This window comes from Vibrio sp. 10N.286.45.E10, assembly GCF_002874195.2.
Classification (GTDB): domain Bacteria; phylum Pseudomonadota; class Gammaproteobacteria; order Enterobacterales; family Vibrionaceae; genus Vibrio; species Vibrio crassostreae.
Genome location: NZ_MCWD02000001.1, coordinates 1,366,397 through 1,387,355, shown reverse-complemented (window position 1 = coordinate 1,387,355; position 20,959 = coordinate 1,366,397). Strand labels below are relative to the sequence as shown.

Annotated in this window: 17 protein-coding genes and 1 pseudogene; 17 read left to right on the top strand and 1 reads right to left on the bottom strand. The window is 44.0% G+C overall.

Features of this window, described 5'->3' with window-relative positions:
- Nucleotides 1-22 precede the first annotated feature (22 nt).
- Nucleotides 23-865, bottom strand: coding sequence for a DNA ligase (locus BCU34_RS06290; protein WP_102479507.1), 843 nt, complete (start codon nucleotides 863-865; stop codon nucleotides 23-25).
- 311 nt (nucleotides 866-1,176) lie between these two features.
- On the opposite strand from BCU34_RS06290, the gene BCU34_RS06285 reads away from it, so the two are divergent.
- From BCU34_RS06285 to BCU34_RS06205, 17 genes and pseudogenes are all read left to right on the top strand, one after another.
- Complete coding sequence (locus BCU34_RS06285; RefSeq protein ID WP_004733793.1) at nucleotides 1,177-1,506, top strand: STAS domain-containing protein; 330 nt, start codon at nucleotides 1,177-1,179, stop codon at nucleotides 1,504-1,506.
- A 62-nt stretch (nucleotides 1,507-1,568) separates the two neighbouring features.
- Entirely contained in the window at nucleotides 1,569-2,405 is an 837-nt protein-coding gene (locus BCU34_RS06280; protein ID WP_102480098.1) for an OmpA family protein, read from the top strand.
- Nucleotides 2,402-4,501: an SLBB domain-containing protein gene (locus tag BCU34_RS06275; protein WP_102480087.1), complete on the top strand. Its 2,100-nt coding sequence runs from the start codon at nucleotides 2,402-2,404 to the stop codon at nucleotides 4,499-4,501. Before BCU34_RS06280 ends, BCU34_RS06275 begins: the two co-directional genes overlap by 4 nt.
- Nucleotides 4,501-5,190, top strand: a complete 690-nt coding sequence (locus BCU34_RS06270) for a tyrosine-protein kinase family protein (protein WP_102480084.1) — start codon at nucleotides 4,501-4,503, stop codon at nucleotides 5,188-5,190. Before BCU34_RS06275 ends, BCU34_RS06270 begins: the two co-directional genes overlap by 1 nt.
- Nucleotides 5,191-5,734: 544 nt before the next feature.
- On the top strand, nucleotides 5,735-6,727 hold the full coding sequence (locus tag BCU34_RS06265; protein ID WP_019823101.1) for an ABC transporter substrate-binding protein: 993 nt from the start codon (nucleotides 5,735-5,737) through the stop codon (nucleotides 6,725-6,727).
- 144 nt (nucleotides 6,728-6,871) lie between these two features.
- Entirely contained in the window at nucleotides 6,872-7,771 is a 900-nt protein-coding gene (locus BCU34_RS06260; protein WP_102431955.1) for an ABC transporter permease, read from the top strand.
- Nucleotides 7,764-8,996, top strand: a complete 1,233-nt coding sequence (locus BCU34_RS06255; protein WP_102478758.1) for a quaternary amine ABC transporter ATP-binding protein — start codon at nucleotides 7,764-7,766, stop codon at nucleotides 8,994-8,996. The genes BCU34_RS06260 and BCU34_RS06255 overlap by 8 nt, the downstream gene beginning before the upstream one ends.
- A 348-nt stretch (nucleotides 8,997-9,344) precedes the next feature.
- On the top strand, nucleotides 9,345-9,749 hold the full coding sequence (locus BCU34_RS06250; protein WP_102431977.1) for an Hpt domain-containing protein: 405 nt from the start codon (nucleotides 9,345-9,347) through the stop codon (nucleotides 9,747-9,749).
- 223 nt (nucleotides 9,750-9,972) lie between these two features.
- Nucleotides 9,973-11,484: a sigma-54-dependent transcriptional regulator gene (locus tag BCU34_RS06245; protein WP_102478759.1), complete on the top strand. Its 1,512-nt coding sequence runs from the start codon at nucleotides 9,973-9,975 to the stop codon at nucleotides 11,482-11,484.
- A complete protein-coding gene (locus BCU34_RS06240; RefSeq protein ID WP_102478760.1) occupies nucleotides 11,465-12,571 on the top strand; it encodes a glycosyltransferase family 4 protein in 1,107 nt (368 codons plus the stop codon). The genes BCU34_RS06245 and BCU34_RS06240 overlap by 20 nt, the downstream gene beginning before the upstream one ends.
- Nucleotides 12,572-12,812: 241 nt before the next feature.
- A complete protein-coding gene (locus BCU34_RS06235; RefSeq protein ID WP_102478761.1) occupies nucleotides 12,813-14,189 on the top strand; it encodes an O-antigen ligase family protein in 1,377 nt (458 codons plus the stop codon).
- 92 nt (nucleotides 14,190-14,281) lie between these two features.
- The gene (locus tag BCU34_RS06230) at nucleotides 14,282-15,067 is read left to right on the top strand and encodes an acyltransferase (protein ID WP_102478762.1); all 786 of its coding nucleotides are present in this window, start codon (nucleotides 14,282-14,284) and stop codon (nucleotides 15,065-15,067) included.
- Nucleotides 15,060-16,178 (top strand): annotated as a pseudogene (locus tag BCU34_RS06225) (glycosyltransferase). The gene BCU34_RS06230 and the pseudogene BCU34_RS06225 overlap by 8 nt, the downstream one beginning before the upstream one ends.
- The gene (locus BCU34_RS06220) at nucleotides 16,175-17,599 is read left to right on the top strand and encodes a GumC family protein (protein WP_102478763.1); all 1,425 of its coding nucleotides are present in this window, start codon (nucleotides 16,175-16,177) and stop codon (nucleotides 17,597-17,599) included. Before BCU34_RS06225 ends, BCU34_RS06220 begins: the two are co-directional and overlap by 4 nt.
- Before the next feature lie 341 nt (nucleotides 17,600-17,940).
- A complete protein-coding gene (locus tag BCU34_RS06215; RefSeq protein WP_102479198.1) occupies nucleotides 17,941-19,041 on the top strand; it encodes a glycosyltransferase in 1,101 nt (366 codons plus the stop codon).
- A complete protein-coding gene (locus BCU34_RS06210) occupies nucleotides 19,038-20,225 on the top strand; it encodes a glycosyltransferase family 2 protein (protein ID WP_102479197.1) in 1,188 nt (395 codons plus the stop codon). The genes BCU34_RS06215 and BCU34_RS06210 overlap by 4 nt, the downstream gene beginning before the upstream one ends.
- A 9-nt stretch (nucleotides 20,226-20,234) precedes the next feature.
- Nucleotides 20,235-20,894, top strand: a complete 660-nt coding sequence (locus BCU34_RS06205) for a sugar transferase (protein ID WP_102431965.1) — start codon at nucleotides 20,235-20,237, stop codon at nucleotides 20,892-20,894.
- The last annotated feature ends 65 nt before the right edge of the window (nucleotides 20,895-20,959 follow it).

The following is a 20,959-nucleotide window of genomic DNA, read 5'->3' as shown; positions in this document are numbered from 1 at the left end:
GGTCAGGGAGATCCTATGTGTTTTAGTAGTCACTCTTTTCTCGAACAAAGCGCGCAAATTTAGGTTTTCCGTTTTGCGTAAAACCGTTGTAGCGAAAGGTAATACGGCTGCCGATCTCTGGCGGTGCGAGTCTCATTTGGTCACTGAATCCGCTGCCTATATAAAATTCCACCCCCTCTTCTGTGTGAACCAAGATCGAACCCATCATCCCTTTATACTTCCCTGTCCCGGCCTTGTAGCCAATAACTGTCGCTTCGGCATCATGATGCCTTTTAAGCTTTAACAGGTCATTACTTCTGCCTGCTTGATAACGACTGGTGATTTTTCTAAGCATCAAACCTTCGCCATTACTCTCATCGACATTATCGAGTTGATGGAACAGTGCTTCCTCATTATGAATCGGTACATGTTCGATGTAGCTGACATGAGATTCTCCAATCACGCTTACCCAATGCAAAATGTTGTAATAGCGCTTTTGATAATCTCCTGCGGCGCCGGGCATATCAAACAGCATGAAATCAATTTGGCGCCATGCAGTGTCACTCGGCGTATGATCGAGAACGGTAGATTGAACGAGATGGAACTTGCCCCTTCCTGCCCACAACTCTCCTTCGAGGTGGACCTTAGGCAAGTTTTTAGTAAACCACTTGGGTGAGTAAATGCGATTGCCATTGCGTGTATAAAGGTGTTGTCCATCCCATAGAGCGCGAATCCCATCAAGTTTTTCACTCTTCCAGTATTCAGAAACATCTATGCCTTGTTGGTAGGAGTTTGCAAGCACCAAATGGTCGGGCGGTAAATAGGATGAATGAGATGAAAGCGAACACGCCCATAGAGTGGCTAAAGCCAGTTTGGTTAATCTCATCATCTGCTCCGTATTTATATCTGTAGTGGTCAACAAATGCCTTTAATCCTAAGCGCTCTAACACGTAGTTAGACAATCTTTGCTAGAAGATGCGATCAACTCTCCAACCTTATTTAATATTCATTTTCATTCATCATATTAATGGCTTGTAGATCTCAAATGTCCCACCGTTTTTAGTTCTCATATTGAGAAACGTCTTTTCTCAATATGAGATGGAAATGACATTCAAACATAAGCAATTGAAAAATATAAATATAAAAGTTGGCACATTCAGTGCAGCTGTTCACACATGCTTAAAAGGAGATATCGCTATGGAACTACGTAAGATTGATTTGAATACAACGACACTAACGCTTTCTATCTTCGGTGATTTGGATGCAGCTGGCAGTCGTGATGCACAAACAGACATTGATGATGTCATTTCTAATGACGGTCACCCTGAGATAGAAGTTGATTTTAGCCAAGTTGAGTTCTTAGATTCATCAGGTGTTGGTGCGATTGTTTATATGTTCAAACGCCTGACCGAGCGCGAACGCAACATGAGACTTGAAAATGTGACTGGTCAGCCTCTTGAAATTATGAACCTGCTACGAATTGGCCACGCTATCCCAGTAAATTCAAAAAATCCTACAAATTCATGAAGATCCACTAAGCTAGAAGTAACAAAACATAATAATAAAAAGTAAAAACATAGGACGTTGGCATGAAAATACTGAAAAACTACATAGCCCTTTCTCTGTCCGCTCTGGTTCTGGGTGGCTGCACCAGCTACCCAGAGCAAGGCACAGGGGGGGTAGCTGAAAGTTATGATTCCATCAACTATCAAAACTCAGATTTCTCTCCTGTTATGCCCGACGAGCCTCTTGGCCCAGAACATGGATTACGTTTTGATTGGCAGTTAGCTAAATTACATCTCGATGCTTTGATTCAAGAAGGTGCTCGTTGGTGTTTCCCTGCAGCTGTTGTCCAAGCGATTGAAAAACAAAATCGCATCGCACGTGAGCTTCAAGGCGGTCTACTTCTGGATGCAGCCAACGACCTAGTGATCCAAAGAAAACGCTTAAATGAACTTGAAGTCCAACTAGACTATGTAACCTCACAAGCCCACTGTGAGCCACCAAAAAATGAAAACCAATTTAGAATGCAATTGTCTGTTATCGAACAGTTGTATGACCTGCTTAATGTTGACAATCAATTCGCGGAAGATTCGACCGAAGTCAACCCGAAGTATATGGGAAGACTTGCGGAAGCAACCAGCCTACTCAAAGAACACAAATCTCTAGACCTTGTTGTTACAGGCCATGCTGATGCGACAGGTACCGAAGAATATAACGATAAGTTAGCGCTTGGACGAGCGAAACAAGTCGAACGCTACCTGACTATTTTTGGTTTAGGCGCTCAACGAATCAAAGCCGTCTCTGTTGGTGAGACCGTCCCTCTTTTTGAAGGTGAATCCGACGGCACGCGTTTAACTAACCGCCGAGTGAGCATTGAAGTCATCTCGCCTAAAAACGCGGAGAAAATGGGAGGTGGACTATGAAATTATTGATCGCTTTTACCGTCTCCCTATTGTTGTGCTTTGCGAATATCGTCAATGCGAGCGACGAGTTTTCAGACGCGGTTCAAGTCGGTGACCTAATCCAAGTTAACGTACCCGGCGAAAGCACCTTAAACACAGGGTTCCAAGTAGACAAACGTGGCCGTATAACCCTTCCTGAAGTTGGTGCGGTGTTTGTCGCAGGTTATGACAGTGAACAGCTCAACAAAGTCGTTCTAGAGTCGCTGGCAACTGCTTATAAAGATCTTTCGAACGCATCGGTGTACGTCAAAGAGCAGCAAATCATCATCTACGTTCAAGGTTATGTAGAACAGCCTGGCGAATACACACTTGCATTGGGTTCTAGTATCCAAATGGCACTTTACGCTGCAGGTGGTCTACGTTCAGGGGCACAACTCGATAAACTTATTCTTAAGCGAGGTGCTGACAAGGTAGAATTCAACTACAAACGTTTCCTAGATTCGGGGGACGAATCAACGCTCCCCGCTTTGCAATCATTGGATTCATTGTTCGTACCTGCTTCCCCATTAGTGGGCAACATTGAGCAAGAGTTTGACGCTGCAAAGCTTGCTAACTCAGGTGACAGTGCTGATTCTCGTAATTCAATCAAAGTGTTTGGTGAAGTTAACGCACCAGGCTCTTTCACTTACAAAGAGAACACTGACCTTGTCGACGTGCTAATGCGCTCAGGCGGTGTAACACGCTATGCCAGTGTCGAGCAAATCCGAGTAATCTCAAATAACACCCCAACGCTATTCAACCTAAAACGTTACTTAGATTCTGGTGACGAAAGTCTGCTTCCAATTTTACGACCTGGCGCGACCATTTTCGTTCCCAAGCAAGAAGAAGAGATCAAATCTGGCGCGAACATGGTTTACGTGATGGGTGAAGTCGCTGCCCCTGGTGCTTTTGAAGGTAAAAGAGGTGCCACCTTTATGGATATCCTAGCTAATGCGGGCGGCCCGACTCGTTTCGCTGAGTCACGACAAATCCGTGTACTAAAAGCCGACGGCAGAGTAGTTAAATTCGATTTAGCGGCATACACAGAAGGTTTACCTAATTCTAACCCTCCTAGCATCAAAGCTGGAGACGCGATTTTCGTTCCAGAGAAAACAGACATGAACGAGAAATCATGGCTAAAGATCTCGCCGGATAGAGCTGTAAATGTAATTGGTGAAGTTGTTCGACCAGGACGTATTGAGTGGTCAGACGAAATGGATTTCATGGGCCTACTTGCTCATGTTGGAGGGCCAACACTGCGCGCCGATACCACAAAAATAGAAGTGGTTACAGGTAGAAAGCTAGTGGTTTTCGACTTAGACGAATTTATTAAATCTGGAGCTCCACGTGACCAACTGCCCTTCATCCGTGCAGGCTCAATTGTGCGCGTACACGACTTACCTCAAGACCCTTCAGACAACAAATCTCAATGGGTACGTCAAAGCTCAGATGCATCAATTTACGTGTTTGGCCAAGTTCGTTCACCAGGCCGTTACCGATTTACAAAAGACATGCACTTTCTAGATATATTGTCAGCGTCAGATGGACCAACGAAAGACGCCGACATTCACAATATTCGCGTAACCCACAGAGATAAGACTTACTCTAAAGTGAGCAAATTGAACTTATCTCTCTATTTCGAAACGGGGGATGAATCCATCCTACCAAACGTAACTGCCGGCGATACTATTTATATCCCAGAAAAAGATAAGAATTGGTTAGACACACCAAAAGAAAAAACGGTTCGCGTGCTTGGCGCAATTAATAACCCGGGTCGTTACGTGTTTAACGACAACATGACCATCTTAGATATCTTGGCAGAAGCTGCAGGCCCTACTGACAATGCTTATGTGGAGAAGATTACTATTGTGAACATGTCTTGTTGCCAAGGCCAAGCACGTACCTTTGACCTTGTTGAGTTCAGCAAAACAGCGAACATCTATAACCTACCTGTATTACGTGCAGGTGATACGATTTACATCCCAGACCGTCGTGAAAGCTTTATTGAGAAAGCCCGTGTTGGCTTAGATGACATCCTGCGAATTACCACCACCATCGTGTTAATAGGAGCGTTATAATGACTATTTCAGCAACGCATGCCGAAGTTGAACAACTGTACTTAGCTTCTGAACTTAACGGCCAGAAATCAATATGCGTGACCGCTTGTCATTCGGGTGACGGGGTAACGTCTATTGCAACCGCATTAGCCGAGCGCTTTCTTCTTGCTGGCCACTCTACGCTTTATGTCGATCTCAACTTGTTCAACCCTGCTTTCAAAGATTTGAATATGCTAGAAGACAGTCAGCAAGGTCAATTAATAGAACATGTTGAATCTCATCGTACGTTTATCGGCGTCCCTGCTCCACAAGTCGCTTCAACGCAATTGGCTTATAAAGATCCGACAACGCTACAAAAAGTAGTCAACAAATGGTTAGAGAAATACGACAGAGTCATCATTGATACTTCACCGCTTCTCAACATAAACAAAGGTAACATTCCGGCGCAGTCAGTTGCGAGCGCTTGTGACAGCACACTTATGGTTGTCGCATATGGTGAAACATCGAGTCACCACCTAGAACAAGCGAAAAAGCTGCTTGATGCGCAAACTATCAACCTAATGGGTAGTGTGATGAACATGAAACAAAGGCCTAGTTTTGCTCAAGAGCTGGTAAGACAAGTCAATCGAATGAAATTCATCCCTACTAAGCTTCGCGATAGTTTGGCAAACAAACTGTATCAAAATGAATTTTTGAACCTGCCAATGTAACTTCCGCGTGTAATTTTATGGCTGTCATTTACCCCCTGACAGCCACCTATCCTATTAGGCCTCAAGCCAACCCTGTTAAAACCAAATTAGTTATTTTTGGCGAATTTATTGTTAAAAATACGATTTTTAAAACCATTCAACGCATTTCACACACGTCAATCATGGTCTTACCACCTTTAAATCCCTTCAAAAATCAACAGCCCCACACCTAACTTTAGCGGTAATGTGACACAGACAGTTAAAGCGTCATGTAAATCGAATCAAAGATGGAATTCGTACGATTATTCCCTAAGATTATAAATAGAGGTGGTTTTTGACGAATTTGTAATAGTTTGACAAAGTTATCCGATGGCTGTTGAAACACAGTGGATGAATTGGCAAATCACACTTCACTGACTTTGCACGTTTATCTATTCAAACTTCACCCATCCCTCCTTCTGCTCAAATGGTTCAAATACACGGAAAGGATCACCATCGAGCAATTTAGATAATCAATTTACCTTGGTTACCTTAGTTGTATTATTAAAGAGAAAGGAAACTCAATATGAAATACAAGTTAAGCTCCGTATTTTTGTTAGTAGCAGCAGCCAGCGGTAATGCTAACGCTGGAGAATGTGGCAGCGTAACAATCGCAGATATGAACTGGAACTCTGCAACACTGATCGCCAATATCGACCAATTCATCCTAGAACACGGTTATGGGTGTGATGCTGAACTTATCCCTGGCGACACGATGCCAACAGGCACATCTATGATCGAAAAAGGCCAGCCTGATGTTGCCCCTGAACTTTGGAGCAACAGCTTAAAAGACGCATTGGATAAAGGTGTTGAAGAAAAACGCCTTCGCTACGCAGGTAAAGCACTTGTGAACGGCGGCGAAGAAGGCTTTTGGGTTCCAGCTTACCTAGTTAAACAATACCCTGAAATGGCAACCATCGAAGGCGTACGCAAGAACGCTAGCTTATTCAAACACCCTGAAGACCCAGATACATCTGCATTCTACAGCTGCCCTGCAGGCTGGAACTGTCAGATCAGCGCCGGAAATTTGTTTAATGCTCTTGAGCTAGAAAACAGTGGTTTCACGATTGTTGATCCAGGCTCGAGTGCCGGCTTATCTGGCTCTATCGCAAAAGCTTATGAACGTGAAGAAGCATGGTTTGGTTACTACTGGGCACCAACCGCTGTTCTAGGTAAATACGACATGGTTAAAGTCGACTTTGGCAGTGGCGTAAATGAGGAAGAGTTCCTTAACTGTACCACCAAAGAAGATTGTGAATCGCCAAAAGCGACCATGTACCCGCCTTCACCCGTCCACACGATTACCACTGAAAGTTTTGCTTCACGAGCACCTGAAGCGTACGACTACTTTACTAAACGTGGTTTCACCAACGACAAAATGAACTCGCTACTTGCTTGGATGGAAGACAACCAAGCTGATGGTGAAGAAGCGAGTTTGCATTTCTTGAGTGAATTCCCAGAAGTATGGCACCCATGGGTTTCTCAAGAAGTGGCTAAGAAAGTTGAAGCTGAACTGTAAGAGCTTGGATCAACGAGTAATTACGCTTCAACAATAAAACAGAAATAACGTCGCTATACTTGATGTTATTCATGATTCGGAGCCCTTTTCATTGCCGATTTTCCTATCGCATGAACAAGTGGCTCCGAACTATAAGGATATAAAATGGCTGACAGCAATTGGTTATCAAGCTTTCCAGAGATGGAACGCTCTGATTTACGAACCATAAAAAAGACGCTAGATGGCGCATACCGTGAATTTTCCCGTGAATACGGCGAAATGATTGAATCTCTCTTTGACCCTCTTCTTTCATTCCTTGTTTGGTTTGAAAAACTCCTTATCTCAACACCTTGGATTATTGTCCTCGCCGTGTGTACCAGCCTTGTCTACGCAGCAAGCCGTTCTTGGAAACTGGCGTTAGGTTGTGTTGTTTCTCTACTTCTCATTGGTTACTTTGGAATGTGGGAAGACACCATGCGGACACTCAGTATCATCACTGTGTGTACCTTGGTTTCGATATTCTTAGGCATTCCGATTGGCATTGCGATGGCTCGTTCAAATCGAGCGCAATCTATCGTTACGCCGATGCTCGATATCATGCAAACCATGCCGGCATTCGTTTATTTGATTCCAGTGGTAATGCTACTTGGTATAGGTAAGATTCCAGGGCTAATCGCCGTGGTTATCTACGCGATTCCACCTGTGATTCGTTTAACCAACCTAGGCATACGCCTAGTCGACAAAGAAGTCCTTGAAGCCGCTACCGCTTTTGGTGCGAGCAAAAAGCAGCGCTTGTGGGGTGTTCAACTTCCTCTAGCAATGCCAACGATTATGGCGGGTATCAACCAAACCATCATGATGGCACTGTCTATGGTTGTTATCGCATCCATGATTGGTGTTAAAGGCCTGGGACAACCGGTTCTTAAATCGATCACCAACCAGTACTTCACATTAGGCCTGATGAATGGTTTCGCCATCGTTGCCCTCGCAATCCTTTTTGACCGCGCTTCTCAGGCGTACGCAAGAAGAACTAATGCGCATTTAGGAGGATTCAAGCATGACTAAACCATTGATTGAGATTAGTGGCCTATACAAAGTGTTTGGACCAAAACCTTTGTCTGTGATGAACCGAGTTCATAACGGCGAACACAAAGATGAAATTCTTGCAGATACTGGGCATACCGTCGGTTTGAAAGAGATTAACCTCGAGATTAACCGTGGTGAAATCTTCGTTATCATGGGACTTTCTGGCTCGGGTAAATCAACTCTGATTCGTCACTTCAACCGTTTAATTGACCCTACTCAAGGTAAGATCATGGTCGAAGGCATTGATGTCATGAGCCTCAATACTAAAGAGTTAGAAGAGTTCCGTCGTCATAAAATGTCGATGGTATTCCAACGCTTCGGCTTAATGCCTCATCGCACTGTGGTTGAAAACGTTGCGTACGGGTTGGAAGTACAAGGCATCAAAAAAGAAGACCGTTTAACGAAAGCCAACGAGTGGTTAGAGACTGTAGGTTTGAAAGGCTACGGTAATCAGTACCCTGCCCAACTTTCTGGTGGTCAGCAACAACGTGTTGGCCTTTCTCGCGCTTTGTGTACCAACGCCGAAATCTTGTTAATGGATGAAGCCTTCTCGGCACTCGACCCTTTGATCCGAAGTGAAATGCAAGATCAGCTTATCGAGCTGCAAGAGAAACTTCATAAGACCATTGTTTTCATCACTCACGATTTGGATGAAGCACTCCGTCTCGGCGATCGAATCGCAATTTTGAAAGACGGCGAGTTAGTACAACAAGGCACACCACATGAGATTCTTCTGAACCCTGCCGATGACTACGTAGAAGCGTTTGTTAAGGACGTAAACCGTGCTCGTGCATTGACCGTTGAAACCGTTATGCAGCCCCCTCTCTACCGAATCACATCGGAAACAATAGAAGGTGCTCTCGCGCAAATGAAGATGCTGAAGAACGATTACGCTTATCACGTTACGGATGATGGCTATCAAGGCTTAGTCACTCAAGAGAGCCTACAAGATGCCGTTGAAGATGCATCGGTGCATGATTTCAGCGAAGAGATATACGAAGAAGTCCCTGCTATCTTGCCTGATGCCGTGATTGAAGAAGTGCTACCAGACACCATGTCTTGTGACTACTCACTTCCGGTTGTTGATGAAGAAGGTAATCTGAAAGGTGAACTGGAGAGAAGCGCTGTTGCCGACATCTTCTCTGAAAGTAGCGAGGAAGAAGTAGAAGTCGACCCAAAGCCAAGGATTGATAAGGCTTCGTAGTTCTACTGTTCGTTATTTAGAGTACGGCTGTTTAAATTAGTCAAAATTGCTTAACACCTCCTAAGACCACTGTTGTTATTTAACTGCGGTGGTCTTTTTTATTTGTATCGACCTCGTTTTCGCCCACACTCTACCCGCACGTTACGTTTTATAGTCACCTAAGTTTATATTTCATAAGAGAAAACAAATTAAATCAGCCCGTTAGGTTTGTCACAAACACGGTAGTAAGGTAAGCGAGATAGCAATTAATTGCTCTATTTGCACGGCAACCAGTTGAAATTATTCTAGAAAATGACTAGAACTTAATAGTACTCATGAATATTAGGCTCAACAAAAGGACTTAGTTTGATCAATTCTACTTTAGCGTCAGACGCACCCGCAGATCTCAACTCACGAGAAGTTAGCGAACTTGTGGATGAAAGCGTTCTAGAGCAAATGATTCGAGATACAAGTGCGGACATTATCCCGATCTTGATCGACCACTATGTCGAAGAAACACAAACACGCTTGGTTACCATTAAAGAGGCTGTCACTCAGAAAGACGCTCAGACACTTGAGTTCGAGGTCCACACTCTCGGCAGCACGGCGCTTTCATTAGGTAATCGCCCCTTGGGTGAGTTAGCTCGCGCTCTAGAAAAGCAATGTTTAAACCAAAATCATGATGCGGCATTTCTACAAGTTGACGAATTACTAGAACTCGCAGAACGCTCAATAAAAGCCTTGCTTGAAAGGAAAGATGCTGGCTTTAGTTAACATTAGATGTTCATATCGGTATCGAATTAAAAACTCAACATAGTCGTTTATCAATATAGTCACCATTAAGATACGTTCAAGCATGACAAACAATTCGGGAAAATATACCGCCCGCTTTTTAAAAGATTGCATGCGGTAGATAACAAATGCACAAGACTCGTATTGATGGCCTCTATCACTATGTTATTGGTTAGTTAGGATAAAGTTTCAAAAGGAATATACAATGCGCCCTAAGGTATTGTTAGTTGAAGACTCCACGTCGCTCGCCGTACTCTACAAGCAGTACGTAAAAGATGAGCCCTACGATATTTTTCACGTCGAAACCGGCGCGGAAGCTAAAACCTTCATTGAAAGGCACTCTCCTCAGCTTGTTATTCTCGACCTCAAGCTGCCCGACATGCCGGGGGAAGAAGTTTTAGATTGGATTAGCGCGAACGAAATACCGACCGCAGTTATTATCGCGACAGCACATAGCTCAGTAAACATTGCTGTAGATCTTATCCAGCGAGGTGCGGAAGACTTCTTAGAGAAACCCATTCAAGCAGATCGACTTAAAACTTCAGTTCGTTTACATCTAAAAAGAGCGAAACTCGAAAACCTCGTCGATAACATGCAAAGTAAGTTCGATCGTGATCGCTTTCATAATTTCATCGGCTCTTGCCTACCTATGCAGGCGGTTTATAAAATCATTGATTCTGTAGCGCCAACCACTGCTAGCGTATTTATTAACGGCGAAAGTGGTACGGGTAAAGAAGTGTGTGCAGAAGCCATTCATCAGGAGAGCCAGCGTAACGGCAAACCCTTCGTGGCCATTAACTGTGGCGCTATCCCTCGAGACCTAATGGAGAGTGAAATCTTCGGTCATGTTAAAGGTGCGTTTACCGGCGCAACAACCGACCGTAAAGGCGCGGCGATGCAAGCGCATGGCGGTACCCTATTTCTCGATGAGCTTTGTGAAATGGAATTGGAGATGCAGAAGAAGCTCCTAAGATTTTTGCAAACTGGTACATTTACCCCACTTGGTGGCAACCGAGAGATTAAAGTGGATGTCAGAATTATCTGTGCGACCAACCGCGATCCACTGGTTGAAGTAGAAGCAGGACGTTTTAGAGAAGACCTTTACTACCGTGTTCACGTTGTGCCTATCGAGATGCCACCGCTTCGTGAACGAGGAAGTGACATCGTCACCCTATCTAATCACTTCTTGAAGCTGTACGCGAAACAAGACAAGAAGAAGTTCAAATCAATAGACAAAGAAACGCAGAATCTACTTAAACGTTATGTTTGGCCAGGCAACGTGCGTCAGTTGCAAAACATCATCCGTAACATCGTGGTGTTGAACGATGAAACGAGTGTGACTAAAGACATGTTACCGCCTCCGATTAATAAAGTAGATACAGCTCCATCATCTAAATCAGTGACACCAATTCGAGTAACTGCGCCCCAACCTGCTGTTGTTGAAGCACCAGAAGCTAAGTTGCCACCGATTACTCCGGAAGAGTTGGAGCAATCGTCAGTTGCTCAAACTCACAACGAGCCGATGACGCCTGCATTTACCACAAGCGAAGGTGCTATTCGTCCAATGTGGCAAATAGAACGTGAAGCGATTCAACATGCCATCAATCATTGCGATGGGAATGTGTTAAACGCTGCTGTGCTGTTAGAACTTAGCCCTTCTACTGTTTATCGTAAGAAACAGGCTTGGGAATCGGAAGATGAGTACAATCAAGCCTAACCAAGGTGTACTCGACGTAAACCTTCATGAGATTTGGCTGTTGATCGACAGCCAAACTTTTGGAGGTATAGAAACGCATGTTTTAGAACTAGCACAAGGCCTGATCTCTGAAAGCGCTCATTATTCAGAGGCTGTTCGCATCGTTCTTTTGACTAAGTTTAGTCCTGAAGCGATCATCGTTGAAAAGTTGAATGCGCTGAACATCCCTTTTAGTTACCTCTCCGATTTAGCCTCTTGCTCGGCAGATTCAAGCAGCAATAGCGCGGCACAGCTTAAACGTGCCGTTCAACATTATCAGCCAAGGCTTATCCATGCTCATGGTTACAAAGCCAGTTTGGTCAGCAAGTTAATCAAACTCCCACCTCGTTTCAACAACACAAAGCAAATCACCACTTATCACGCAGGTGAAACCCCAACAGGCAAGGTGTGGGTTTATGACTGGCTCGACCGTTACAGCAGCTTTCTTTCTGATCAGTCGCTCGTGGTCAGTGAGAAGATTAAAGCGAAAGTGCCCAGTAAGACTTATCAATTGAATAACTTTGTTAAAGTCCCAACCGGGTTAACAAGCTCCCCTTCATCAAGCCAAATTCACGTTGGTTTTGTGGGTCGATTAAGCCATGAAAAAGCGCCAGATCGATTTGTGACATTAGCTAAACAGTTTCCCGAGGTTCAGTTTGACGTTTTTGGTGACGGACCAGAAATGGAGACGTTAGTTAAATCTCAACCTGATAATGTTAGCTTGTACGGGCATCAGACTAATATGGGTGATGTCTGGAGCCAAATCGATCTGTTGATTATCCCTTCTCGCTTCGAAGGCTTACCGATGGCCGCATTAGAAGCCATGATTCGCGGTATTCCCGTTCTCGCCACCTCAGTTGGCAACCTACCTAAACTCATCGAGCATCAAGTTAACGGCTACCTAGCCCATTCTGAAGCCGAACTAGAACAGTGTTTGTCTTTGTGGATGTCATTGACGAGTGAACAACGCGACTCTCTAAAGAGTAACGCGATAGAAACCGTCAAAAGCCAATACTCGCCACAAGCTGTTATCCCGCAGTTGTTGGAGATCTATCAACTCGACCGCTAAAACGAGTCGTAGTCAGGGTTGATCGCTTTGGCTTAACGATTTGGGCACCCTAGTCAGTTTTATAGTGATTCTCAAAATGAAAAACCTCAACTCAAATCTACCACCTCCCTCTGTAATATAACCTTAAATCAGCAGCTTAAACAAAATGCATAACTGGCACTCGCTTTGCAATATTTAACATCAGGCGTCACTACGCCTTAAAAAATTGGTGAGCCAGTTTATTTGCGATATAGAGGTAACAATGATCAACCCAGAAGCCAATAGATTCCCAGTCATCATTATGATCAGCACCTTATGTGTTGGGCTTGGTGTTGTTTGGTACTTTGTGCCTCATCCCGCTGTTATTGTAGCGCTAGCTCTTCTGCCATTAGCCGGATTATTCGTTTTAAACAAGACATTTTGGTTAGTGTTGCTGTTCGTTGTCTTTTCATTTTTCCGAATTCACGAAGCAATACCTCAACTTTATTCACTAAAAATACCGCTGATGCTCTCACTAGGCGCTCTATCAGCCCTACTCTGGCATGCATTAATCAGTAAAGAGCTTAAAATATTTTGGCACCCTTGCTTGAATTGGCTCGCCATATTTTGGGGTTTGGTTTTCATTGGTATTATCTTCGCGTCTAATAGAGCGATTGCTCTGGCGGAATTCAAAGGTGTTTACTGGAAAATAATGGTGATGACACTCGCCATCGTTTGGTTAGTAAACAGTGCAGAGTATTTGGTCAAGACTTCGACCGCTATTATCTGTGCGGGGTCATTAGTTGCTAGCATCGCGATTAATAATTCAATCAACGGGATTGGTTTAGTGGAAGGCAGTCGCGTAACTATAGGTCGTGACTTTGGTTCGATGTTAGGCGACCCGAATGACCTATCCTTAGTTCTTATGTTCCCATTAGCCTTTGCTATCAGTCAAGCGACCACGACGGGGATCCCGGTAACAAGACGTATCATTAGTGTTGGTGCAACGGTTTTATTACTTGCTGCCGTTATTGCCACACAAAGTCGAGGTGGTTTGCTTGGCTCACTTGCTGTAGTCGGGATCTTTGCGCTCAAAATCATTCGTTCAAAATCACTGTTGATTACTTTGGGAGCAATTGGAGCGATTGGCCTTTATTTCGCTGCCGGGATTTCAGATCGAGCATCTGGCGGTGCGGCTGAACAAGGTATCGATGAATCAGCTATGGGGCGGATTTATGCTTGGGAAGCTGCCTTTAAGATGGCGCTAGATAACCCTTTAACCGGAGTCGGTTTGGATAACTTCTTTTCCAACTACTTCTTCTACAGTTCCCACTGGGATGGTTTAAACCATGCTGTTCACAGTACTTGGTTTGGCGTACTTGCAGAAACCGGCTTTCTAGGACTCATCATATTCGTGATACTGATTACCTCACTGATCAAAACCATACGTTCCACACTGAAGCAGCTTTCAGAAACAACTAACACCATAGATCCAAACCTTAATGCCGCCGCTTACGCTGTATATGCTGGGTTGATCGGCACCATCGTGTCAGGAACTTTTCTAACGCAAGGCTTCAATTGGCCTATTTATATCCTCGCAGCACTGGTTGTCGCTATCGCGAACATATCTCAAACTGCCTGTCAAAATGAGAAAACCTAAAAGCCTATTCTTAACCAATTGAAAATATTGATTTTATTAAATGGCACAGTATATGAAAGTACTTCTATATAACAAGACAGAGGAGTTTCATTATGACGTCAGTATCTATACATCAATTCAAGCATTGGCTTAAGTTTCATCCTAATTCTCGAATTAGAAATGTGTTTTTCATTTTGAAAAATATCAGAAGCGCAGAGCTACCTACTCCTCAAATACTTAATCGCTGCCTATATCAAGTGCACAAGCTAGTGGTGAATTTGTTTTCTGGCTTTACTCGCTTCTTCTACTGGACACCAGCTTTTAAAGGTCGTGTGGCTCAATGTGGTAAACGCCTGTATTTGTATGGTGGTCTACCTTTCGTGAGCGGGCCGGTACAAATTTCGATTGGCGACAATTGCCGTATCTCTGGGCACACTACATTCTCTGGTTGTACGCAACCATTGGAAGGCTTAGAACATCCATTGCTTTCGATTGGTAACAATGTCGACATCGGTTGGCAGTCGACTATCGCTGTTGGAGGAAAAGTGGTTATCTCTGACAACGTACGCATTGCTGGGGGGGCTTTCCTATTTGGATACTCTGGACACCCACTTGATGCAAAACGCCGAGCACTAGGTGAAGGTGATGATCCTCAGCAAATCGGCGACATCATACTTGAACCTGATGTGTGGCTAGGCACTAATGTAACGGTTAAAGGTGGCGTAACCATCGGCGAAGGTGCGGTAATAGCCGCAGGTAGTGTAGTAACAAAGAATATCCCTGCCTTTGCAATCGCTGGCGGTAACCCTGCTCGAGTTGTTGGTCAGATTAAATCCGTTGAAGTGACTGAATCCGATGTATTCGATTCGTTAGAGACTCATGGAGGTGACCATGCGTGATTTAATCGTATTTGGTGAAGATTTTGGTGGCCTACCTTCATAGACTCAACATTTAGTTCGTCACCTTGCTAAGCAGCACAAAGTCTTATGGGTCAACTCTATTGGTCTAAGACAACCGAAGCTGTCCGCTAAAGATGCAACCCGAGCGTTCAACAAATTGTTTGGTAAAACCAAAGCCGTGACTCAAAACATGCTCGACTCTGAGGGACACGACAACATTACGATCGTGAACTTGAAGACCATTCCTGCGCCTGCTTCTAAGTTTTCTAGAAAGTTGGCTCAGCAAATGATGTTACACCAAATAAAACCGGTTATTGCTGAACTTAATCTTAATTCGCCTATCCTGTGGACTTCACTTCCGACCGCTGTTGATTTGTGCGGACACTTAGGTGAGTCATCTGTGGTTTATTACTGTGGCGATGATTTCAGCGCTTTGGCAGGTGTTGATCATGACACGGTAGCGCAACACGAATCGGAGTTGATCAACAAAGCGACTCTTATATTCGCGGCCAGCAAAAAGTTGATGGATAAGTTTCCAAAGCATAAAGCACACTTGCTACCACATGGTGTCGACGTAAACCTATTTTCAACACCAGCACCAAGAGCAAAAGATTTACCAAGTAACCACCGCCCTATTGCTGGTTTTTATGGCAGCCTTTCTAAGTGGCTTGATTATGAAATAATTGATCATGTTGCGAATGCAATGCCGGAATGGGATTTTGTTTTTATTGGCCCAAACGAGCTTGATACGCTCATGCTGCCTAAGTTGAGTAACGTACATTACCTAGGCCCACGTCCGCACCATACATTACCGAGCTATTCTCAACACTGGGATGTGAGCTTATTGCCGTTTGTTGATAACGAGCAGATCCGAGCTTGCAGCCCACTTAAACTAATGGAATACCTTGCGGCCGGCACACCAATTATCACAACGCCATTCCCTGCTTTAGTTCCATACCAAGAGCACGTAACGACTGTTGGCAGTGCAAATCAAATAATTTGGGCGCTTGACCATGCGCGCCAACTGAGCAATTCACCTATCTCTGTCGTCGAACAAGAGAGTTGGCAGAACCGTGGTAACTTCGTTCATTGGATGTTGGAGCTATTATGAATAATCTGAAATTGCGGTTATTGGCCATCATCAATGCCATGTGGCGCCAACGCTACGTTATCGTTCTACCAATGCTTATTTTGCCCTTTGTAGGCTTCGGTGTAAGCAAGTTGGCTCCGACCAAATATGACGCGCATACCAGTATGTTGATTCAAGAAACCGCCAAAATGAATCCATTCTTGGAAGACATAGCCGTTTCTACCATGCTCAAAGACCGACTCAATGCATTAAGAACGCTGCTACACAGTCGACATGTTCTTTACTCGGTCGCTGATGAATTGCAGCTAACCACACCAGATATGCCAGATCTAGAAAAAGAAGAAATCATCACCGACTTGTCTCAACGCTTATCAGTTACTCAGCTTGGAAAAGACTTTCTCAAGATCAGTTTAACGTCCAACACTCCAACTGGAATGGAAGCGACGCTGCGATCGGTCAGTGAACATTTCATTGAACAATTGTTAGCGCCGGAACGCTCATCTATTGAAGATTCAAGTGACTTTTTAAAAATTCATATAGACAAGCGTCGTATTGAACTTGAAACAGCAGAAGAAGCATTGGCCTTGTACATGAACGAAAACGTGCAATCGACGCCAGAAGTACAAAGCCAAAGCTTAAACCGCTTAGCATCGCTGAAACAGAACCTTGCTGAAAAAGAGGCAGAGTTATCGGGCGTTGAAAAAAGTCTTGGCTCAATTGACCAACAACTTTCAAGAACCAACCCTGTGATAGGTAAATTAGAAGACCAAATCATCGATATTCGAAGCGACCTTGCCCTGTTACAAGCTAAATACACAGACAAACACAGTGCTGTGCAAGCTAAAGTCCGTGAATTAGACAGACTTGAAAATGAGAGAAAAAGTTTACTCGAAGTAACCCAACCAACGATGAACAGTGACCAACTTTGGGACATTGCAAGTAGCGCGACACTGAACAAACTTTCTGATACCCAACCTCTTTTGGTCACTCAACTACATAGCCTACAACTGGTTCGTGCTCGCTTTGAGTCTTTAACAGAAGAGACCAAAAGCCTTCGTACTATGATTTTCGAACTAGAACACAAGGCCAATAACTTCGGTGAAAATGCAAAAGAGATGTACCGTCTTAAGCGACAAGTTGAGATTAAGCGCCAACTTTATGATGAACTGACAGAACGTTATGAAATGGCTCAGCTAACGGGTTCGCTTGGGGTATTCGAGCAAAACAAACGTGTGAAAATTATCGACTTGCCTTTCACACCTAGCATGAAATCTAACATGCCGACTTTTATCTTTGTTCTGGCTGGATTTGTTGCAGGCATCGGATTGGGCATTGGTCTTGCGGTATTGTTTGAGTTATTCGATTCTACAATCAAACGTAAAGCCGAAATCGAAGATATCTTGGGTGTTCCAGTAATAACGGTAATTCCTAAAATGAGCTAGTCAGCTTTAAAATCAGACCTTACCTGAGGTTTGCTCCCTTACAATAAATGCCAACACTCGATTGGCGTTTTGCTTGTCTAACACCCCAAGTTCTTAAACCCACTTCCTAATTTCCCTAAGCCCTATGATCCAAACAGCCATTCAATCGCATTTTGTTTTGATTCCCATTTTGAGAAATGAAAACCGCCTCAGACGAACCGTGTTTAAGTAATTGAAAATTAGAGATTATTTAGTTGGCACAACTCCTGCTATCTCCTTGTGTAGTTAAACGTTTTAAAGAAGTTACTTCACGAGAAACGGCAGAAAGGCGAAACAAGAATTATAAAGGCAGGGTTCAAATTATGAATACGCATTTAACGAAGCATGGCAAAAAGATCATACACGTTGTTCAGCACCTTGCTCCGGGTGGCTTAGAAACCCTAACTCTTGATTTGCTGCGCCTTGCTAAACCAACAGACCAAGTGTTGATTGTCAGTCTAGAAGGAACAAAACAAGACTCGATCAACAACTGGCCTAAATTAAAGCAGTACCAAAATCAGATCGTCTTTTTGGATAAGCCACCAGGTGTGCAATTCAATATCATCATCAAATTGATTAAAGCATTTAATGGTATTCAACCTGATGCGGTTCATACCCATCACATCGGCCCCCTACTTTATGCTGGATATGCCGCCCGCGTAACGGGTGTTCCAACTCGAATTCATACTGAACATGATGCTTGGCACCTAAACAATAGTAAACGTCGCCGTTTACAAGCGCTTGCTTTAAAAGCTGCTCAGCCAACGTTGGTTGCCGACGCGACACGTGTTTACAACCAGCTCCGCACCGCTTTTTCTTACGAGAACATCATTACCATCAAAAATGGTGTGGATTGTGAGAAATTTAAGCCAATGTCGAAAGAGCATGCAAGAGCAAACCTAAACCTACCAACAGACAAACACATCATCGGCTGTGCAGGTCGATTAGAACACGTCAAAGGCCAAGACCAACTCATCAAAGCGTTGACTCTTCTACCTGAAAACATGGTTGTTGCATTTGCTGGCGGCGGTACGAAACGCAATCAACTAGAGCAACTCACTGGCCGATTGAATCTCAGTGACCGCGTCATCTTCCTCGGCCTAGTCGACGACATGACCACGTTTTACGGAGCGTTGGATACTTTCTGCCTTCCTTCTCGCCACGAGGGGTTGCCTCTTTCAACACTCGAAGCTCAAGCGTGCAATATTCCAACCGTCGCAATGGACGTTGGCGCTGTCGATGAAACCTTATGCCCAATCAGTAGCACCCTTGTTAAAAAGGGCAGCATTATAGAGTTAGCCAATGCGTTACTAGAAACTCAAAATGAGCGCTTTTTGTCACCCCGCCACTATGTACTAGACAACTTCGACATAGTGAATATGGTTGCCTCTTACAACAGCATCTCAGAAGGAGCTTACGCATGATCGATTGGTTACTTGCCGGACTTTGTTTATTTTCAGGTGCGTTGATTGTCTATCATCACGCAGCCTACCCTTTATTGCTGCGCTGGTACGCGAAAAACCACCCTGCACGTCAAGTTCAAGAGAGTCATCGTTGTTACAAAGAGGAACAACAAGATTGCACGTTACCGACCATCACAGTTCTTGTTCCTGCATTTAACGAAGAACAGTGGATTGCAGACAAGGTTCGTAACCTTGCTTCTCTCGATTACCCAAAAAAGAAACTGAAAGTCATTATCGCTTGCGATGGTTGTACCGATAACACGGTCGCAATTGCTCAGATGACCATCCAAGAAGCGATGTGTAGTGATATTCATTTTGAGATACATGACCACCAATTGAACCGAGGTAAAGTAGCGGTTATTAATGAGGAAGTGACACATATCACCAGTGACCTTACAGCATTGAGTGACGTTTCCGCCCTTATTTCATTGGATGCATTACTTATTGCTGCCGCTCATTTTGAAAGTGACAAGGTTGGCGTGGTAAACGCAACGTATCAGCTTTGCCCAACAGGCAACGAAGGCGAAAACACTTACTGGCAGTACCAAACCGCCGTTAAAGAGTCTGAGGCTTCATTAGGTTCGAGCTTAGGTTCTCATGGCGCCTTCTACTTATTCAGAACACACCTCTTTGAACTACTTCCTTTAAATACCATCAATGATGATTTCATCTTACCGATGCAAATCGTAAAACAAGGTTACATTGCTGAGTATGAAACCCAAATGGTGGCACTAGAGCTAGAAGAATCGAACCTAGAAACAGACTTCAAAAGAAGACTTCGTATTTCAGCGGGCAACATGCAACAAGCGATTCGATTGTTCGGCTTGTTCAGCCCGAAGTTCAAAGGCATCGCGTTTGCGTTCTTCTCAGGAAAAGGACTTCGCCTCCTAACACCATATTTAATGATTGTGTGCTTAGTGTGCTCCATCTTGCTTAGCAACTACTTGGTGTTCGAAGCACTGTTATGGGCTCAAGTTACCGTTTATACCATTGGCGTAATTGGCTGTATCTTGCCAAAGCGTTTAGTAAACAAACCTATTTCATTAATCTCTTATTTGATAGTTGGACACTACGCCAACTTCATTGGTGGCATACGTTACCTAATCGGACTAGAAAACTCACCTTGGACACGAGCGAATCATTAAGGACTTATTATGATGAACATTGAACAGCTATCTACTCAAAACCTATACCAAGACAAAATTTCACGAGCTAAACGTACATTTGATTTGGTAAGCTCATTGATTGCTTTGATTCTGCTAGCACCGGTATTTCCACTGATTGCAATGGCGATTGCACTCACTTCTCGTGGTCCTATTTTTTACCGCCAACTTCGCGTTGGTAAATCAACACCACAGAAAATGGAACTATTTGAAATCATGAAGTTCCGTAGCATGTACGAAGATGCAGAAACTCGCTCTGGTGCAGTTTGGGCAACCGCGAATGACCCACGAATCACACCGGTTGGTCGATTCTTGAGAAAGACTCGTCTCGATGAACTGCCACAACTGTTTAATGTATTAAAAGGTGAAATGTCTCTTATTGGTCCACGCCCTGAGCGCCCTACTTTTTACACTAAACTAGAGAACGAAATCCCTTACTTTGCTGACCGCACTTATGGCGTAATGCCGGGTATTACAGGGCTTGCACAAGTGAACCAAGGTTATGACACCTGCATCGATGATGTACGTCGTAAAGTAGGTTTTGATCACAGCTACGCACTGAGTCTATGTTCTATGAAATCTTGGATTGCCACTGACCTGAGCATCATAACAAAAACGATCGTCGTTATGGTTAATGGTCGCGGTCGCTAAACCAGTATGGTCTAAAGTGAGAGAACCAGCTGCTTAGTCCAAGGTGAAAAATAGAGCAGTCTTGT

Coding starts and splice junctions, on each gene's coding strand:
- BCU34_RS06245 (WP_102478759.1), top strand. CDS start 9,973: ATGCGCCCTAAGGTATTGTTAGTTGAAGACTCCACGTCGCTCGCCGTA.
- BCU34_RS06205 (WP_102431965.1), top strand. CDS start 20,235: ATGATGAACATTGAACAGCTATCTACTCAAAACCTATACCAAGACAAA.
- BCU34_RS06210 (WP_102479197.1), top strand. CDS start 19,038: ATGATCGATTGGTTACTTGCCGGACTTTGTTTATTTTCAGGTGCGTTG.
- BCU34_RS06215 (WP_102479198.1), top strand. CDS start 17,941: ATGAATACGCATTTAACGAAGCATGGCAAAAAGATCATACACGTTGTT.
- BCU34_RS06260 (WP_102431955.1), top strand. CDS start 6,872: ATGGCTGACAGCAATTGGTTATCAAGCTTTCCAGAGATGGAACGCTCT.
- BCU34_RS06230 (WP_102478762.1), top strand. CDS start 14,282: ATGACGTCAGTATCTATACATCAATTCAAGCATTGGCTTAAGTTTCAT.
- BCU34_RS06290 (WP_102479507.1), bottom strand. CDS start 865: ATGAGATTAACCAAACTGGCTTTAGCCACTCTATGGGCGTGTTCGCTT.
- BCU34_RS06270 (WP_102480084.1), top strand. CDS start 4,501: ATGACTATTTCAGCAACGCATGCCGAAGTTGAACAACTGTACTTAGCT.
- BCU34_RS06265 (WP_019823101.1), top strand. CDS start 5,735: ATGAAATACAAGTTAAGCTCCGTATTTTTGTTAGTAGCAGCAGCCAGC.
- BCU34_RS06220 (WP_102478763.1), top strand. CDS start 16,175: ATGAATAATCTGAAATTGCGGTTATTGGCCATCATCAATGCCATGTGG.
- BCU34_RS06235 (WP_102478761.1), top strand. CDS start 12,813: ATGATCAACCCAGAAGCCAATAGATTCCCAGTCATCATTATGATCAGC.
- BCU34_RS06255 (WP_102478758.1), top strand. CDS start 7,764: ATGACTAAACCATTGATTGAGATTAGTGGCCTATACAAAGTGTTTGGA.
- BCU34_RS06240 (WP_102478760.1), top strand. CDS start 11,465: ATGAGTACAATCAAGCCTAACCAAGGTGTACTCGACGTAAACCTTCAT.
- BCU34_RS06285 (WP_004733793.1), top strand. CDS start 1,177: ATGGAACTACGTAAGATTGATTTGAATACAACGACACTAACGCTTTCT.
- BCU34_RS06275 (WP_102480087.1), top strand. CDS start 2,402: ATGAAATTATTGATCGCTTTTACCGTCTCCCTATTGTTGTGCTTTGCG.
- BCU34_RS06280 (WP_102480098.1), top strand. CDS start 1,569: ATGAAAATACTGAAAAACTACATAGCCCTTTCTCTGTCCGCTCTGGTT.